This is a genomic window from Arthrobacter sp. JUb119 (assembly GCF_024807995.1).
GTDB lineage: Bacteria > Actinomycetota > Actinomycetes > Actinomycetales > Micrococcaceae > Glutamicibacter.
The window spans coordinates 530365-547327 of the sequence record NZ_JANUFE010000001.1 but is presented as its reverse complement, the minus strand read 5'-3'; the positions used below and the strand labels follow the sequence as shown (position 1 = coordinate 547327).

11 protein-coding genes and 1 tRNA gene are annotated in these 16963 nt (G+C 65.0%); 2 read left to right on the top strand and 10 right to left on the bottom strand.

The genetic code is table 11. From position 1 onward, the window contains the following. Positions 1-21: 21 nt before the first annotated feature. The 3 genes from M2368_RS02630 to polA form a co-directional block, all read right to left on the bottom strand. A complete protein-coding gene (locus M2368_RS02630; RefSeq protein ID WP_166650792.1) occupies positions 22-1335 on the bottom strand; it encodes a GNAT family N-acetyltransferase in 1314 nt (437 codons plus the stop codon). 69 nt (positions 1336-1404) lie between these two features. After that, positions 1405-2322, bottom strand: coding sequence for a polysaccharide deacetylase family protein (locus M2368_RS02625; RefSeq protein WP_498723983.1), 918 nt, complete (start codon positions 2320-2322; stop codon positions 1405-1407). A gap of 67 nt (positions 2323-2389) precedes the next feature. Continuing rightward, positions 2390-5002, bottom strand: coding sequence for a DNA polymerase I (polA, locus tag M2368_RS02620; RefSeq protein ID WP_402696317.1), 2613 nt, complete (start codon positions 5000-5002; stop codon positions 2390-2392). Positions 5003-5087: 85 nt separating this feature from the next. Here polA and M2368_RS02615 point away from each other — a divergent pair, with 85 nt between their 5' ends. Beyond that, positions 5088-5573, top strand: a complete 486-nt coding sequence (locus tag M2368_RS02615) for a hotdog fold thioesterase (protein WP_105656699.1) — start codon at positions 5088-5090, stop codon at positions 5571-5573. 84 nt (positions 5574-5657) lie between these two features. Here the strand turns inward: M2368_RS02615 and M2368_RS02610 are convergent, their stop codons facing one another. The 4 genes from M2368_RS02610 to M2368_RS02595 all read right to left on the bottom strand — a co-directional run bounded on the left by M2368_RS02610 (position 5658) and on the right by M2368_RS02595 (position 8683). Beyond that, positions 5658-6203 (bottom strand): dihydrofolate reductase family protein, encoded by a 546-nt coding sequence (locus M2368_RS02610; protein WP_105656700.1) that lies wholly within the window; start codon positions 6201-6203, stop codon positions 5658-5660. Positions 6204-6297: 94 nt separating this feature from the next. After that, complete coding sequence (locus tag M2368_RS02605; protein WP_105656701.1) at positions 6298-6546, bottom strand: hypothetical protein; 249 nt, start codon at positions 6544-6546, stop codon at positions 6298-6300. Then, entirely contained in the window at positions 6543-7775 is a 1233-nt protein-coding gene (locus M2368_RS02600) for an inorganic phosphate transporter (RefSeq protein ID WP_105656702.1), read from the bottom strand. The genes M2368_RS02605 and M2368_RS02600 overlap by 4 nt, the downstream gene beginning before the upstream one ends. 290 nt (positions 7776-8065) lie before the next feature. Next, on the bottom strand, positions 8066-8683 hold the full coding sequence (locus M2368_RS02595; RefSeq protein WP_105656703.1) for an ANTAR domain-containing response regulator: 618 nt from the start codon (positions 8681-8683) through the stop codon (positions 8066-8068). A gap of 189 nt (positions 8684-8872) precedes the next feature. On the opposite strand from M2368_RS02595, the gene M2368_RS02590 reads away from it, so the two are divergent. Then, positions 8873-8957, top strand: a tRNA-Leu gene (locus M2368_RS02590). A 182-nt stretch (positions 8958-9139) separates the two neighbouring features. Here the strand turns inward: M2368_RS02590 and pyk are convergent. The 3 genes from pyk to gltB form a co-directional block, all read right to left on the bottom strand. Then, complete coding sequence (gene pyk, locus M2368_RS02585; protein WP_133834232.1) at positions 9140-10651, bottom strand: pyruvate kinase; 1512 nt, start codon at positions 10649-10651, stop codon at positions 9140-9142. A gap of 86 nt (positions 10652-10737) precedes the next feature. Beyond that, the gene (locus tag M2368_RS02580; RefSeq protein WP_105656705.1) at positions 10738-12207 is read right to left on the bottom strand and encodes a glutamate synthase subunit beta; all 1470 of its coding nucleotides are present in this window, start codon (positions 12205-12207) and stop codon (positions 10738-10740) included. Beyond that, entirely contained in the window at positions 12200-16819 is a 4620-nt protein-coding gene (gltB, locus tag M2368_RS02575; protein ID WP_498723982.1) for a glutamate synthase large subunit, read from the bottom strand. The genes M2368_RS02580 and gltB overlap by 8 nt, the downstream gene beginning before the upstream one ends. Positions 16820-16963: the final 144 nt, after the last annotated feature.

The window sequence follows — 16963 nt, the reverse complement described above, 5'->3', positions numbered from 1 at the left end:
CGGATAATGCGACCCGTCCCACTAGAAACCGTGCGGCGTGAAACCCTCGCGAGCCACGCTGAACAAGTGAACCCAGTCCCCCGCAGCTCCCCCGCCGACCAGTTCGGCGCGTCCCGAATCCAGCAATTGGTCCAGCTGCACGGTGCCCAGGTACAGTCCAGCCAGCTCCCGCTCCGAAAGCGCCACGCGCGGCAGCCCGGAGTCGGCCTGCCCGTCCTCAATCCGGCTCACCGTGGCGCGGGAATCGGACACCTCGAAGAGGTAGGTTCCGGAGATCAGCTCCAGCCGGTCGCTCACGCTCAATAGCAGCCGGGCATCGCGCTGGTAGCCGCGCGCTTGGAAGGCGGCAACAACATCGAGCACGCGCAGCCACAGCACATCGTCAATGGAACGCACGTGGTAGTCCCGCACGTTCTCCAGCACCTGGCGCAGTGGATCGGCCACCGGGCCTTGGCCATGCACTTCTTCCACCAGATCATGGTTGCCCAGGTACTCGAAGAGCTTGATGCGCGCGGCGTCGCTGGTGGCCACCAACTTGTGCACCACCAACTTCGCCTTGGGCTCGTCCCAGCCGCCGAACTTGTAGGTGGCGAATCCGCCGAGCTGGCCAGCGTCATCGTAGTAGGCGGCAAAACGCAGGTTCTTCGGCTTTTCCAGGGTCTCCCAGGTGTCCCAGCGGCCCAGGGCAAAGCCATTGTCGAACTCGGTGCTGTCCACGGAGCCGAAGGTCTGCTCGAGCGCGCGCACGGCCAGCGCGGCATAGCCGGGCCCGAAATGCTGCGGATCGGCATCCACCACCCGGCCGGGTACCTGCACGCGCAGCTTCACCCCGTGGGCGCACTTGAGCGTGAATCGGCTTTGGTAGGTAGCTGGCTCGAAGCCGTACCGCCCGTAGATCGTCGCTTCCGACGCGGTCAAAGCCGCAATAGGGAAACCCGCCTGCTGGGCATAGGCCAGGTCGGCGGTGATTTGCCTGGACAGGATGCCGCGGCGCCGATAGCTCGGCGCGACGGTGACCGCGGAGATCTTGTGCGTTGCCACCGGCGCCTCGCCGCCGGCATTGAGCAGCCCGGGGAATGCTCCATAGGTGTGCACCGGGTAGGTTGCATGGCGCGAGTGCGGTTCGGCCTGCTGATCGAACACCAGGGAGAAGCGCATTTTCTGCGCATAAGTCAGGTCCAGGTAGTGCGTCCAATTGGGCTCTTCGGGCAGCTGCTCGTAGAAGCCGATCCCGGTGGCCTGATGGAACAGCTTGATCGATTCGTCGAGTTCCGGACTGCGGATCGCAGCCTGGCAGGTCCGGGTTTCCAGCTGCGGCGGGGTCTCTGGTCTCATCGTGCTCCTTGGCGAGGAAATCGGCTGATCACAGTCTATGCGCCTGTCCGGCCGGCGCAAGGGGTGCATTCACCAGGCAGCGGAGAGCGTGGTGAACCGCAGGCCGGAATCCAGCACCTGCCCCAGCCCGAGCGCCACGCCCTTGGCAGTACCCGAGGCGGGCTGGTTGAAGTGCCCGATGCCGACGTCCCCGGCGGCCAGCTGGCGGACCTGGGCGGCCACGGCTTGCTCGCCAAAGGTCGCCCCGGCGTCCAGGTTGACGGTGAAGTTCATCGGCACCACGCCCAGGTCCCGGCACATTGCCGCGCCGGCTTCGTCCATATGGGCGGTGCCGGAGCGGAAGAATTTCGCGGTGATGCCGAATTGGTCGGCAAGATACCGCTGGTTGCCCATCACCTCGTCGTAGGCCTGGCCGATCGACTCCGTGCCCCCGATGCCGTAGGCTGCCTGCCCGGAAGTGGCCAGCGGGGCGTGGCTGGCTCCGTGGTTGGCGATCTCGAACAGCTCGTCGCTGGCCAGCTCGGCCATCAGCGGCGCGTTGGCGCGTGCCCAGCGTTCGTTCACGAAGAGGGTCGCGGGCACCTGCTTGGCACGCAAGGCGTCCAGCAGGGCCCCATCCACCCCCGAGCCCCGGGGTCCCCCGCAGGCATCGAAGGTCAACGCCGCGGCGGCATTGCCCTTGGGCAGGCCCAGCTCGATGCCCGGGACTTCCAGCCCGAACTGCCCTGCAGGAACATTCTTGAACTTTTCCATGACCTGGCTCCGGCTCGGATACACCGTCTGGAGGCTGGCGGTAGGCCGGGGTGAAGCAGTGGCGGTGGGCGAAGGACTCGCCGTTGCCGAGGCCGCCGCGGACCCGGCTCGTTCCGCCGGTCCGCCGGTACTGCAACCGGAGACCAGCGCGGCGGCCAGCGCCCCCAGCCCCAGGCTTCCGGTTTTCAGCGCCCAACGGCGCGAGTAGTGCTCCAAGTTCGTCTCTTTCCCCAAGCCCATTCGATCCTGCCGAAAGGGGCAGGAACACCCGCGGTGCCCCTGCCCCTTTCGATTGCTGCCCCTAGTGCGCGGCGTCGTGCCAGGTCCGGCCGATGCCCGGCTGGACATCCAGCGGCACCAGCAGATCTGCGGCCTGTCCCATTTCGCGGGTCACCAGCTCCTGCACTGCTTCCAGCTCCCCCTCGGCGATCTCCAGGATGAGTTCGTCATGGACCTGCAGCAGCATCCGGGACTTGTACTGCCCAGCGCGCAGTCCCTCATCGATGCGCAGCATGGCCACCTTCACCAGGTCGGCGGCCGAACCCTGGATCGGGGCGTTCAACGCGGCACGCTCGGCGATGTCGCGCAGCCGGCGATCCGAGCTGTTCAGCTCCGGCAGGTAGCGGCGGCGTCCGAAAATGGTTTCGGTGTAGCCATCCTTGCGGGCCTGGTCGACGACCGAACGCAGGTAGGTGCGCACGGCACCGAAGCGGTCGAAGTAGTCCTTCATCAGCTTGCGGGCCTCGTCCACGCCGATCTTCAGCTGCTTGGACAGCCCGAAGCTGCTCAGCCCATAGGCCAGGCCGTAGCTCATCGCCTTGACCTTCGAGCGCATCTCCGAGGTGACCTCGTCCGGCTCGACGTTGAACACGCGCGAACCGACATAGCGGTGCAGGTCCTCGCCGTTCTGGTAGGCCTCGATCAGCCCCTCGTCTTCGGAGAGGTGCGCCATGATGCGCATTTCGATCTGCGAGTAGTCCACTGTCAGCAGGCTCTGGTAGCCGGCCCCGACCATGAAGACGTCGCGGATGCGACGGCCCTCTTCCGAACGCACCGGGATGTTCTGCAGGTTCGGGTTCAGGCTGGAGAGGCGCCCGGTCGCGGCCACGGTCTGCGCATAGGTGGTGTGGATCCGGCCATCATCGTGGGTGGCCTTGAGCAGGCCGTCCACGGTCTGGCGCAGCTTGATCGCGTCGCGGTAGGCCATCAGCGCGACCAGGAACGGGTGCCCGGTCTTGACCAGCAGATCCTGCAGCGACTCGGCATCGGTGGTGAAACCGGTCTTGATCTTCTTGGTGCGCGGCAGATCCAGCTCTTCGAACAACACCACCTGCAGCTGCTTCGGGCTGGAGAGGTTGACTTCGTGGCCGATCGCGGCGAACGCGTCGTTGGTGGCCTGGTCCACCTGCTCGGTGAAGTGGGCACGCAGTTCGTTCAGGCGATCCACGTCCACTGCCACGCCGGCGCGTTCCATCTCGAAGAGTACCGGAATCAGCGGCAGCTCCATCTCGGCAGCCAGTTTGTCCGCGTGCTTCTCGGCCAGCTTGGTAGCCAGGTAGGCGGAGAGGTCGTGGATGGCCTGCGCCTGGGCCAACGTTGGCTCGGCAAGATCCGAAGTGAGCCCCAGATCCAGTTCGCCCTTCTTGGCCTGATGCACCGGCACGGCGTACTTCAGGTGGTACTGCACCACGTCCACCAGGTCGTGGCTGCGGCGATCGGGCTGGATCAGGTAGGCGCTGATCAAGGTGTCGTCCTTGACGCCGGCGATCCGCAGCCCGCGCTCGATGAGCAGGTGCATGGCGGCCTTGGCATCGTGGAAGAGCTTCGGCGCGTTCTCATCGGCCAGGAACTGCGCAAGCACGCCTTCGGTGGCTTCATCGAGTTCGGCCAGTTCCAGCCAGAGGGCTTCCGACCCGCGGAAAAGGGCCAGACCCACGGCTTCGCCGTCAACCGCAGCAGGCTGGATTGCGATCGGCGCGCCCTTCCCGGCCCCGATGAATCCGTCCAGTGCGTCGGCATCGGCGCCGAGCACCCGGGAGAATTCGGCAACTTCGGGTGCCGCTTCCTCTTCCTGGGCTGCAAACAGGTCGAACAGGCGCTTGCGCAGGGTGTTGAATTCCAGCGCGTCGAACAGGTTCTCGATCTCTTCGCGGTTCGGGGCTTCGAGTTCCATCTGATCGAGCGTGACCGGGAGTTCCAGGTCGTGCTTGAGCTGGTTCAACCGGCGGTTGCGGGTCACGTTGTCCACGTGCTCGCGCAGCGACTCGCCGACCTTGCCCTTGATGTTCTCCACATTCTCCAGGATGCCAGCCAGGTCCCCGTAGAGGTTGATCCATTTGGCGGCGGTCTTCGGCCCCACGCCTGGCACACCGGGCAAGTTATCCGCGGTTTCGCCGACCAGAGCCGCCAAATCCGAGTAGCGCTCGGGACGCACGAAGTACTTGGCTTCCACCGCTGCGGCATCCATCGGCGGGATATCGCTGATGCCCTTCTTCGGGTACAGCACCAAGGTCTTGTCGGTGATCAGCTGGAAGGCGTCGCGGTCGCCGGACACCACCAGCACGTTGAAACCGGCTTCTTCGCCCTGGGTGGCCAGCGTGGCCAGGATGTCATCGGCCTCGAAGCTCTCCAGGGTGATCGAAGGGATGTTCATCGCCTTCATGACTTCCTGGATCAGATCGATCTGCCCGTAGAACTCTTCGGGCGTCTTATTGCGTCCGCCCTTGTACTCGGTGTACTCCAGCGAGCGGAAAGTCGGGGTGTCCAAGTCGAAGGCCACCGCAACGTGGGTGGGCTTTTGCTGGCGGATCATCGTCAGCAGCATCGATACGAATCCGTGCACGGCATTGGTGTGCTGGCCGGTGCTTGTTGCGAAGTTCTCTGCAGGCAGCGCATAGAACGCGCGGAAGGCCATGGAGTGTCCGTCAATAATCAGCAGTCTCTTGTCCGACGAAGCAGTCGGTTTGGTAGTTTCGCTCACACCTGAAAGCCTAGTTGCCATGAGCGACAATTTCACTTCTCGAACCACGCAATCTTCGGCACATCCGTTTGCCGCGCAGCTGGCCCGCCACGGTATTCCCGAATCCATGTGGCCCTACCTGCTGCACAATGGCGTGGGCGAACTCGTGGAGAAACTGGAAATCATCTTCACCGGGTTCGAACCCCAGCGCGTTGCCGCCACCATGCCGGTGGCGGGCAACACCCAGGTCTACGGCATCCTGCATGGCGGCGCTTCGGCGGCACTTGCCGAAACCCTCGGTTCGATGGCCGCTGCGCTGCACGGTGCCGGCCGGGCCAACCCGGTCGGCGTGGATTTGAACATCACCCACCACAAGGCCGGGCGCACCGGGCTGGTCACCGGGGTATGCACGCCGGTGCATCTGGGCCGCAGCAGCACCTGCCATGAGATCGTGATCAGCAATGAGCAGGGCCAGCGTGTCGCGACCGCTCGCATCACCAATATGCTGCTGCCGGTCGAAAACTGATCCCCGCAGGCGCCGTTCGCGCCAAGCGCGGCGGATCCGGCTTTTCCGGAGCGCTGGCCCTGGCCGGCTGGTCCCCTTGGCCGTTTAGCCGATCGCGTAGCGCGAGAGGAAGATATCCGCGCCGAGCTCGGTGATCCCCAGGGCCGAGAGCTGCGTGCTGATCCCGCGGCCAAAGATATTGGCCCCGTCGCCCAGCACCTCCGGAACGGTGACCAGAAGCAGCTCATCGAGCGCATCGGCTTCGACGAACGCTCCAGCCAGGTCGGCACCGCCAACCACCCACACGTCCCCGGCCCCTGCGCTCTGGGCGATGTCCCGGCTCCAGAAGCCCACCTCGCCGCGGATGAAGGTCAGGTCCGCTCCGGGCAGTGTCGGCAGTTCATGGTGTGTGAAGACCCACACCGGCTTCTCGCCGAACACCCACGGCACGGTTCCCTCGGCAGCATCACGGACGATGTTCTCGTAGGTCTTGCCACCGATCACTACGGCGCCGACGCTCCCGAAGAACTCGTCGAAATGCTTTTTCACTCCCGGCTGCGTGGCATAGGGGATGAACCATTGGACGCTTCCGCTGCGATCGGCGATAAAACCATCGATGGAGGCACCCACGTAGTACTTGAAGCTAGTCATGGCTCCAGTCTAGAGGTGCCTCCATCGAAGGCAATATCAAGTTGTCGAGGGACCCGAAAATCGTGTCGGATCCACCCGCAGCCGCGAGCAGTTCCTAGTGGCTCGAGGAGAAGCCCAGGATCGCTTCGCTCAGCTGCGGCACGATCAGCACCACGCCGAAGAGGACGATCAGGCCGCAAATCGCGAAGCAAGCGTAGGCTCCGGCATTGCTCAGGCTCTGGTTGCGGCCCTCGTCCTTGGCAACTGCCAGCAGGCGGACGCCGAAGGAGTAGGCCGCCACGATCGCCATCGCGGAAAACCAGGTGATGGCGGCGACGATGAGAAAGGCTGTCCAGTCAATCATGAATTATCGGCTTCCTTCTGCGCTGCGGCAGCCTTGGCCAGCTTGGCTTCCGCCTTGGCCTTGGCACGGCGTTCCTTCTTGGTCAGGATGTTCACCGCTGCGCCCGAGTTATCGATGTCGGAAATGTTCGACTCGTGGTCATGCGGCTGCTTGCGCGAGAGGAACCAGATGGTCAGCATGGCGCCGGTGCCGGCGATCGCGACGATCACGATGCCGATGGTGCCCAGGTGGGTGATCGCTGCGGCCACGCCGCCAACGGCCGCGGCTGCTGGCAGGGTGAACAGCCAGCCCAACGCGATGCGTCCTGCGGTGCCCCAGCGGACTTCGCCGCCCTTGCGGCCCATGCCCGAACCGATCACGGAGCCGGAGGCTACCTGGGTGGTGGACAGCGCGAAGCCCAGGTGCGAGGAGGTCAGGATCGCCGAAGCGGTGGACATCTCGGCTGCGAAGCCCTGCGCGGGCTTCACGTCGGTCAGGCCCGAACCCATGGTGGCGATGATGCGCCAGCCGCCGGTGTAGGTACCCAGCGCGATGGCGAAGGCACAGGTGGCAACAACCCAGAACTGCACGCCGGAGTCGGAATCCTGCAGGCCAGAAGCCACCAGGGTCAGGGTGATGATGCCCATGGTCTTCTGCGCATCGTTAGTGCCGTGGGACAGCGCGACCAGCGAGGAAGAGAAGATCTGCCCGTAGCGGAAGCCGCCGCGCTTGGGCGCCGCTCCATTCTCGCGCTTGGTGATCGCGTAGGCCAGCTTGGTGCACAGGTACGCGGAGATGCCGGCGATCACCGGCGCGCACAGGGCCGGAAGCAGCACCTTGGAGAGCAGCACGCTGTAGTTCACCGAGGCGAAGCCTGCACCGACGATCGCGGCGCCTACCAGGCCGCCGAACAATGCGTGGGAGGAGCTCGAAGGCAGTCCCAGCAACCAGGTGAACAGGTTCCAGATCACGGCGCCCATCAGGCCGGCGAAAATCATCGCCGGCCCAATAGCCACGCCCGAGGTCGGGTCTTCGTTGATGATGCCACCTGAAATGGTCTTCGCTACCTCGGTGGAGAGGAATGCGCCAACCAGGTTCAGAATTGCGGCGAGGGCAACTGCCTTCTTAGGGGAAATTGCTCCGGTTGCGATTGGGGTGGCCATCGCATTGGCCGTGTCATGGAAACCATTGGTGAAGTCGAAAAACAACGCCAAGGCAATGACCAGGACGACGATAAGCGTCAAATCCATTGAATACCAGCCTGAGGGGTCGAACGGCAAGGAAAAAGAGAACGGGCCAGAAATAGGATCCTGCGAAAGGCATTGGCGTGCAGGACTTCGTTCTAAGCGCAATTTCCATCTTAGGCGTACGGCGCAGTACGTCAATCCGGAACTTCAACCCCATCCGGGGAAAACTCGGATGAACAACTGGTTACCAGAGGGTTAACTAGCCTCCAAGCGCGGTATCGGCGCATCGCAGGCATAAAAAATGTGCGCCAAACCATAAGTGGCTTGGCGCACAATCCAGTGCTTGGCGGTCCCTACTTGACCTGGTCGACGACCGTCTCGGCAACCTGGCGCATGCTCAGGCGGCGATCCATGGAGGTCTTCTGGATCCAGCGGAACGCTTCCGGCTCGGTCAAGCCCATCTTGGTGATGAGCAGCGACTTGGCGCGATCAACCAGCTTGCGGGTTTCGAACTGCTCGGCCAGGTTGCTGACTTCTTCCTCCAGCGCGCGCAGCTCGTCATTGCGGGAAATCGCGATTTCGATGGCCGGAGTGAGGTCTGCCGGGGTGAACGGCTTGACCACGTAGGCCATGGCACCGGCTTCGCGGGCACGCTCCACCAGTTCCTTCTGGCTGAAGGCGGTCAGCAAGACGACCGGGGCGATGCGTTCCTTGACGATGGCTTCGGCGGCGGTGATGCCATCCATGACCGGCATCTTCACGTCCATGAGCACCAGATCGGGCTTCAATTCGCGCGCCTTCTCCAGGGCGGTCTGGCCGTTGTCGGCTTCGGCGACGACGTCGTACCCTTCGGAACGGAGAATTTCGACGATATCCAAGCGGATCAGGGTTTCATCCTCGGCAACGACCACTCGACGCGGAGTGGATTGCACCTCGGATGGGATGCGGGTGATTTCAGGTAGTTCGCTCATTGGCGCCTTCCTCCATGGTCAGAAATCCTGCCCGCTGAATGGGCAGTATCTAGATGGTTTCAGTTCAGCGAAGCCACGTTGCCTCGGTTTCACATCTAAGCCTACTGGCATGTACTCTTGTTGAGGCGAAGACGCGAGGTTCCTGATTAGGAAATCTGGAAAACCTCTAGTAAAGTAGTCAAAGTGCCAGCCCAAGTGGCGGAATCGGTAGACGCGCCGCACTCAAAATGCGGTATCGAAAGATGTGTGGGTTCGAGTCCCACCTTGGGCACCAGCATGAAGGCCGTTGGATCGGAAATTGTCCGGTTCAACGGCCTTTTTTTGCGCGCGCAACCACAGGGCACGTGCTCGAGTTCACAATCGTGCTTTGCGGGCGCCAAGGCAAAAAATCCGCCCTGCTCCAGAATTCTGGAGCAGGGCGGATTTTCTTGCCTCAGCTAGTGCGCGACAGAGCGTCTACAGGTTTTTCGGCGTGGAGACGTTTTCCGGTGCCCACGGACCGACCTTCTCGCGAGCAGGCATCGGCTTGCCATTGACCAGCTGGCCGGCATCGGCGAGGTCGCCGACCTTGTGCACGCGCAGCGAGTTGGTGGACCCCGCCTGTCCCGGAGGGGAGCCGGCGGCGATGCACACGATGTCGTTGAGCTCCGCCAGGCCTTCGGAGAGCAGCGCCTCGTCCACCTGGGCGGTCATCTTGTCAGTGTGGTCGGCGTAGGCCACCAGGCGTGCCTGCACACCCCACATCAGGGTCATGATGTTGTAGGTCTGCTGCAGCGGGGTGAAAGCCAGGACCGGCTTCTTCGGGCGCAGGCGCGAGAGGCGCCGTGCCGAGTCGCCGGACTGGGTGAAGGCGACGATGTACTTCGCGTCGAGCTGATCGGCGATCTCCACCGCGGCACGGGTGATCGCGCCGCCGCGGGTCTTCGGCTGGGAGCCCAAGCGGGGAATGCGATCCAGGCCGTGCTGCTCGGTCGAGGAGATGATGCGCGACATGGTCTCCACGGTTTCCACCGGGTACGCGCCCACGGAGGTCTCCCCCGAGAGCATGACCGCGTCGGCGCCGTCGAGCACCGCATTGGCGCAGTCCGAAGCCTCGGCGCGGGTCGGGGTCGGCGATTCGATCATCGATTCGAGCACCTGGGTGGCGACGATGACCGGCTTGGCCCAGCGGCGTGCCAGCTCCACGGCACGCTTCTGCACGACCGGAACTTCTTCCAGCGGCAGCTCCACGCCCAAGTCGCCGCGGGCGACCATGATGGCGTCGAAGGCATTGATGATTTCTTCCAGCGCGGCCACGGCCTGCGGCTTCTCGATCTTGGCGATCACCGGCACGCGTCGGCCTTCTTCGTCCATGATCTCGTGCACGCGCTCGATGTCCTCGGCATTGCGCACGAAGGACAGTGCGACCATGTCGATGCCGGCACGCAGTGCCCAGCGCAGGTCGTCCTCGTCCTTTTCGCTCAATGCGGGAACGTTCACCGCGACGCCTGGCAGGTTGATGCCCTTGTTATTGGACACCTCGCCTCCGACGACAACCTCGGAACGCACCGAGGTCTGGTCAACTGCCAGCGCCTTGAGCTTGACCTTGCCATCGTTGATCAGCAGGAAATCGCCCGGCTGGACATCGGTGGGAAGGCCCTTGAAGGTGGTGGAGCACAGGTTGCGGGTACCTTCGATGTCCTCAATGGTGATGGTGAATTCCTCACCAGCCTCGAGGATGTACTTGGCGTTGTCCTTGAAGCGGCCAAGGCGGATCTTCGGACCCTGCAGGTCGGCGAAGATGCCAACCGCGCGGCCGATCTCCGCGGCCGCATTGCGCACATTCGCCAGGGATTGTGCGTGCATGGAGTGGTCTCCATGGCTCATGTTCAGGCGGGCTACGTCTACGCCCGCCTTCAGTACCGCTACAGTATTTTCATAACTTGCCAGGGCCGGGCCCCAGGTTGCCACAATCTTTGCGCGTCTCATTCCGTCAGCCAAATGCCTTTCATGTTCACATAGGCAAAATGCGGCCCACCCGGCATCCGGGTGCGCCGCATTCAAGCCTATGTCACTCAAATGATGCTGATGGCCCTATCGGTTGGAGCAACCGGTGCAGGAAGGGTAGTCGAACCCATGAGGAACTTGTCGACCGCGGCCGCGCAAGCGCGTCCTTCGGCGATAGCCCACACGATCAGCGACTGTCCCCGACCGGCGTCTCCGGCGACGAATACCGATTCGGTGTTCGTCATGTAGTAGCCATCTCGGGCGACGTTGCCCCGGTTGTCGAATTCGATACTGACCTGTTCGTCCAATCCGGAAACTTCCGGACCGGTGAACCCGAGGGCAAGCAGAACCAGATCCGCTTTGATTACGCGTTCGGTTCCAGGCTTCGGGAGGCGCTTGCCAGCAACAAATTCTGTCTCTGCAACTGTAACACCGATCACCTTGTTTTGCTCAGTTCCCTCGCCGGAGATGAAGTTCACGGTCGAAGCCAGGTAGGTTCGCTCGCCGCCTTCCTCATGGGAGGTCTGCACCTCGAAAAGCACCGGCATCATCGGCCACGGCTGGTCTTCGCGGCGCTCGGTGCCCGGCTGCTGGCCGATGGCCAGCGTCGTGACGCTCGCCGCTCCCTGGCGCAGGGCGGTGCCGATGCAGTCCGAGCCGGTGTCTCCGCCGCCCAGCACGATCACGTGCTTGCCCGCCGCATCGATGCGCGGGGCATCGAGCTGGCCGGCGACCACGCGGTTGCTCTCGGTGAGGAACTCCATGGCATGGTGCACGCCCTCGAGCTTGTTGCCCGGCACCGGCAGCTCGCGCGGCACCGTGGCACCGGTGGCCACGATGACCGCGTCGTAGTCGCGGCGCAGCTGCTTCCAGGAGATGTCCTTGCCGATCTCGATGCCGGTGCGGAAGATCGTTCCTTCGGCTTCCATCTGGGCCAGGCGCAGGTCGATGACCTGCTTCTCCAGCTTGAAGTCCGGGATGCCGAAGCGCAGCAGGCCGCCGATGGCTTCGTCGCGCTCGTAGACGGCCACGGTGTGCCCGGCACGGGTCAGCTGCTGGGCGGCGGCCAATCCGGCCGGCCCCGAACCGACGATCGCCACGCGGTGCTCGGTGTGGCGGGCAGGCGGCTGCGGCACGAAGTCGCCGGCGTCCATCAGGTGGCCAGCCAGTTCGGCTTCGACCTGCTTGATGGTCACCGCGGGCTGGTTGATGCCCAGCACGCAGGAGGACTCGCACGGGGCCGGGCACAGCTTGCCGGTGAGCTCCGGGAAATTGTTGGTGCTCAGCAGCCGGGCGGCCGCATCATCCATCCGGCCCCTGTAGGCCAGGTCGTTGAACTCCGGGATCAGGTTGCCCAGCGGGCATCCCGAATGGCAGAACGGGACGCCGCAGTCCATGCAACGGCCGGCCTGCTCCTCCAGGATGCCGGACTTCTGGCGCTCGACGACCTCCTTGTAGTCCATCAGGCGCACCGGCACCGGGCGCTTGGGCTGGGTGACACGTTCGGTCACCTTCAGGAATCCACGTGGATCAGCCACGGGTCACCTCCAAAATCTTGTTCCATACCTGCGGCGAATCCGGGTTCTGCCCGTTGGCTACTGCGTCGCTGCGCAGCTGCTGCACGGCGGCGAAGTCGCGCGGGGTGATGCTGGTCAGCCGGCTGCGGGTTCGTTCCCAGTCCAGCAGCAGGCGGGAGGCCAGCGGGGATGCGGTCAATGCGATGTGCTCGGTGAGCAGCTCGTGGATGCGTTCGGCTTCGGCATCGGTAATCGGCGCTACCAGCAGGTCCGACTGCCCGGCAGCCAGCGGGTTCAGCTTGGCTGCATCGAAGTCCAGCACCCAGGCCACGCCGCCAGAGAACCCGGCGCCGAAGTTGCGGCCGGTGGCCCCCAGGATCAGCACCTGTCCCCCGGTCATGTACTCGCAGCCGTGCTCGCCGATGCCTTCGGTGACAATTGTGGCCCCGGAGTTGCGCACCGCGAAGCGTTCGCCGACCATGCCGTTGATGAACAGTTCGCCGCTGGTGGCGCCGTAGCCGACCACGTTGCCGGCGATGACCTGCTCCTCGGGCTTGGACAGGGTGGTGTGCGGCGGGTGGATCGCGATCCGGCCGCCGGACAATCCCTTGCCGACGTAGTCATTCGCGTCGCCCGAGAGCTTGAGCGTAATGCCCTCGGGAAGGAAGGCGCCCAGCGACTGGCCGGCGCGGCCCGAGAGGTTCACCTTGATGGTGTCCCGCTCCAGGGTCTGCAGCCCGAAGGTCTTGGTCACATGGTGGCCCAGCAGCGTGCCGGTGGAGCGGTCGGTATTCACGATCGCCGCGTCGATGCTGACCGGCAGGCGGTCAGCCAGCGCCGGTCCGGCCGCGGCGAGCAGCTGCTGGTCCAGGTGCGTGTCCAGCCCGTGGTCCTGGCCGATGCGGCGGCGGCGCGCCGCCAGCTCGGTATCCGGCACGTGGGTGATCGCATCCAGCGCCAGCCCGGAGACCTTGTCGTGCGCGGCGAACTGGGCGGGATCGGCCTGGAGCAGTTCGACCTTGCCGATCACCTCGTCCAGGGTGCGCGCCCCCAGCGAGGCGAGCAGCTCTCGCACCTCCTGGGCGATGAACTCGAAGAAGTTCACCACGAACTCGGCCTTGCCGGTGAAGCGTTCGCGCAGCGCAGGATTCTGCGTGGCCACACCCACCGGGCAGGTGTCCAGGTGGCACACGCGCATCATGATGCAGCCCGAGACCACCAGCGGCGCGGTGGCGAAGCCGAATTCCTCGGCACCCAGCAGGGCGCCGATCAGCACGTCGCGCCCGGTTTTCAGCTGGCCGTCGACCTGCACGGTGACGCGGTCGCGCAACCCGTTGAGGATCAGCGTCTGCTGCGCTTCGGCCAAGCCGATTTCCCACGGGGTGCCGGCATGCTTCAGCGAATTCATCGGCGAGGCGCCGGTGCCGCCATCGTGCCCGGAAATCAGCACGACGTCGGCCTTGGCCTTGGCCACGCCGGCCGCGACGGTGCCGATGCCGGACTCGGAGACCAGCTTCACGTGCACGCGGGCGGAAGGGTTGGCGCACTTCGCGTCGTGGATCAGCTGGGCCAGGTCCTCGATCGAGTAGATGTCGTGGTGCGGCGGCGGGGAGATCAGCCCGACACCCGGGGTGGAGTGGCGAGTCTTGGCGATCCAGGGGTAGAGCTTGGCGCTCATCAGCTGGCCGCCTTCGCCGGGCTTGGCGCCCTGGGCCATCTTGATCTGGATGTCATCGGCGTTGGCCAGGTACAAGCTGGTCACCCCGAAGCGGCCCGAGGCGATCTGCTTGACCGCGCTGCGGCGCACCGGATCGAGCAGCCGCTCCGGATCCTCGCCGCCTTCGCCGGTGTTGGACTTCGCGCCCAGCTGGTTCATCGCGATGGCCAGGGTTTCGTGGGCCTCGGCCGAAATCGAGCCGTAGCTCATCGCGCCGGTGGCGAAGCGCTTCACGATGGAGCTGACCGGCTCCACCTCGTCGATGGCGATCGGGGTGATCCCCTCGGTCTTGAACTTCAGCAGCCCGCGCAGGGTCTTGAGCTGTGCGGCCTGGTCGTCGACGGCCTTGGTGTACTCCTTGAACACGTCGTAGCGGCGGGTGCGGGTGGAGTGCTGCAGGCGGAAGACGGTTTCCGGGTTGAACAGGTGCGGCGGGCCTTCGCGGCGCCACTGGTACTCTCCCCCGGTTTCCAGTTCCAGCGGCTGGGCGCCGCCGTCGATCTCCGGGTAGGCGCGGGCATGGCGGGCGGCGGCCTCGGCGGCCACCACATCCAGCTCGATGCCCGAGAGCTTGGTGGCGGTGCCGGTGAAGTACTGGTCGACCACGCGCTGGGACAGGCCCACGGCCTCGAAGGTCTGCGCGCCGCAGTAGCTGGAGACCGTGGAGATGCCCATCTTGGACATGATCTTCAGCACTCCCTTGCCCAGCGCCTTGATCAGGTTGCTGCTGGCCTGGTGCCCGTCAACTCCGGGCAGCTCGCCGTTCTCGGCCATCTGCTCGACCGATTCCAGAGCGAGGTAGGGGTTGATGGCGCTGGCGCCGTAGCCGATGAGCAGGGCGATGTGGTGCACTTCGCGGGCGTCGCCGGACTCGATGATCAGCGAAACGCGGGTGCGGTTGGAGCTCTTGAGCAGGTGGTGGTGCACCGCGGAGGTCAGCAGCAGCGACGGGATCGGCGCCCAGGCCGCGGAGGAATCGCGGTCCGAGAGCACGATGTAGCGCACCCCGCGGTTCACCGCGGCGGAAACCTTCTCGCAGATTTCCTGCAGGCGGGCGCGCAGCTCGGATTCGCCGCCGGCCGGGCGGTACAGGCCGCGCACCTTCAGCGAGTACTTGGACCCGGATTCGTCGCGCAGGTGCACGATCTTGGCCAGCTGGTCGTTGGTCAGCACCGGGTAGTCCAGCGCGATCTGGGTTTGCGGGACACGGTCCAGGGACAGCAGGTTGCCGTCGGGGCCGATCGCGGTGCCCATCGAGGTGACCAGCTCTTCGCGGATTGCATCCAGCGGCGGGTTGGTGACCTGGGCGAAGGACTGGGTGAAGTAGTCGAACAGCAGGCGCGCCCGGTCAGCCAGGGCGGCAATCGGGGTGTCGGTGCCCATGGCGGCCAGCGGTTCGGCACCGGTGGCGGCCATGGGAGCGAGCAGCACGCGCAGCTCCTCGGTGGTGTAGCCGAAGGTCAGCTGGCGCAGGGCCACGGAGGCGGAGTTGTGGCGCACGTGCTCCAGGTCCGGGAAGTCGGCCAGCGTCTTCAGGTTCTGCGAAACCCATTCGCGCCATGGCTTGGCGGCGGCCACTTCGGCCTTGATCTCGGCGTCCTCGACAATACGCTGGGCGTCCAGGTCCACGGCGAACATCTTGCCCGGGGCGACACGGCCCTTCTTCACGATGTGCTCTTCGTCGACGTCGATCACGCCGACTTCGCTGGCCAGGACCACCAGGCCGTCGTCGGTGACCCACCAGCGGGCTGGGCGCAGGCCATTGCGGTCCAGCACCGCGCCGGCCATCGCGCCATCGGTGAAGCAGACGGCGGCGGGGCCATCCCACGGCTCGATGAGCATGGACTGGTACCGGTAGAAGGCGCGCAGGTCCGCGTCCATCTGATCGTCGTTTTCCCACGGCTGCGGGATCATCATCATGATGGTCTCGGTCACGTTGCGGCCCGAGAGCATGAGCATTTCGGCGACCTCGTCGAAGGAGGCCGAGTCCGAGGCGCCGGCGGTGCAGATCGGGAACAGTTCCTCGGGCACCTCGCCGAGCAGCTCGGATTCCAGGGTCGACTGGCGGGCGCGCATCCAGTTGCGGTTGCCCTTGACGGTGTTGATCTCGCCGTTGTGCGCGATGGTGCGGAAAGGCTGGGCCAGCGGCCACGACGGGAAGGTGTTGGTGGAGAAGCGCGAGTGCACGATCGCGCAGCGGCTGGTGAAGCGGGCGTCGGACAGGTCCGGGTAGAACGGCTCGAGCTGCGCGGTGGAGACCATGCCCTTGTAGACGATGGACTGCGAGGAGAACGAGGCGAAGTACACGCCCATCTTGTTGTGCGCGCGGCGGCGGATGCGCCAGGCGGCGGCGTCCAGCTCGCGGCGGGTGGCGGCCGGGGCGCCGGCGTGGGCGCCGATGAAGATCTGGGTGATGTACGGCATCACCTTGCGGGCCGAGGCGCCGAGCACGTCGGAATCAACCGGTACCTCGCGCCAGCCGAGCACCGCCAGGTTCTCCTCGGCGGCCATGGTTTCCAGTTCTTCCTGGGCGAAGGCACGTTCGCCGGCGTCGGCCGGGAGGAAGCCCATGCCCACGGCGTAGGAGCCGGCGGCGGGAAGATCGAATGCGGTGACGCTGCGCAGGAAGGCGTCGGGCAGATGCAGCAGGATGCCGGCGCCGTCGCCGGTGCCTTCATCGGCCCCGATGGCGCCGCGGTGCTCAAGCCGGCGCAGGGCGGTCAGCGCGTGGGCGACGATCTCGTGGCTGGCATCGTTCTTCAGGGACGCGATCATCGCCAGGCCGCAGGCATCCTTTTCGGCCGCTGGGTCATACAGACCCTGCGCGCCAGGCAGCGCGGAAAAACGGGTGTAGGGCGAGGGGACCTCCTCGCCAAAACCTGGCGAGGCGTTCATCTGGACTCCGGTCATGCTCATGAGCGTGCCTTTCTGTGGTTCATGCAGGATAGGCGCGCGGCAGCCCCCGGTAAAGGGCTTATTCTTGGCAAGGGCTTCCGGCCGCCTGGATGTTTCATCTAGCTGAAACTTTTCGACAGTGCTAAGCGGGGTCTGCTGGCGCAT

What these genes read in the sequence shown, in the direction of transcription:
- M2368_RS02630 (WP_166650792.1), bottom strand. Translation starts at nt 1,335, where the DNA reads ATGAGACCAGAGACCCCGCCGCAGCTGGAAACCCGGACCTGCCAGGCT.
- polA (WP_402696317.1), bottom strand. Translation starts at nt 5,002, where the DNA reads ATGGCCTTCCGCGCGTTCTATGCGCTGCCTGCAGAGAACTTCGCAACA.
- M2368_RS02615 (WP_105656699.1), top strand. Translation starts at nt 5,088, where the DNA reads ATGAGCGACAATTTCACTTCTCGAACCACGCAATCTTCGGCACATCCG.
- M2368_RS02610 (WP_105656700.1), bottom strand. Translation starts at nt 6,203, where the DNA reads ATGACTAGCTTCAAGTACTACGTGGGTGCCTCCATCGATGGTTTTATC.
- M2368_RS02605 (WP_105656701.1), bottom strand. Translation starts at nt 6,546, where the DNA reads ATGATTGACTGGACAGCCTTTCTCATCGTCGCCGCCATCACCTGGTTT.
- M2368_RS02600 (WP_105656702.1), bottom strand. Translation starts at nt 7,775, where the DNA reads ATGGATTTGACGCTTATCGTCGTCCTGGTCATTGCCTTGGCGTTGTTT.
- M2368_RS02595 (WP_105656703.1), bottom strand. Translation starts at nt 8,683, where the DNA reads ATGAGCGAACTACCTGAAATCACCCGCATCCCATCCGAGGTGCAATCC.
- pyk (WP_133834232.1), bottom strand. Translation starts at nt 10,651, where the DNA reads ATGAGACGCGCAAAGATTGTGGCAACCTGGGGCCCGGCCCTGGCAAGT.
- gltB (WP_498723982.1), bottom strand. Translation starts at nt 16,819, where the DNA reads ATGAGCATGACCGGAGTCCAGATGAACGCCTCGCCAGGTTTTGGCGAG.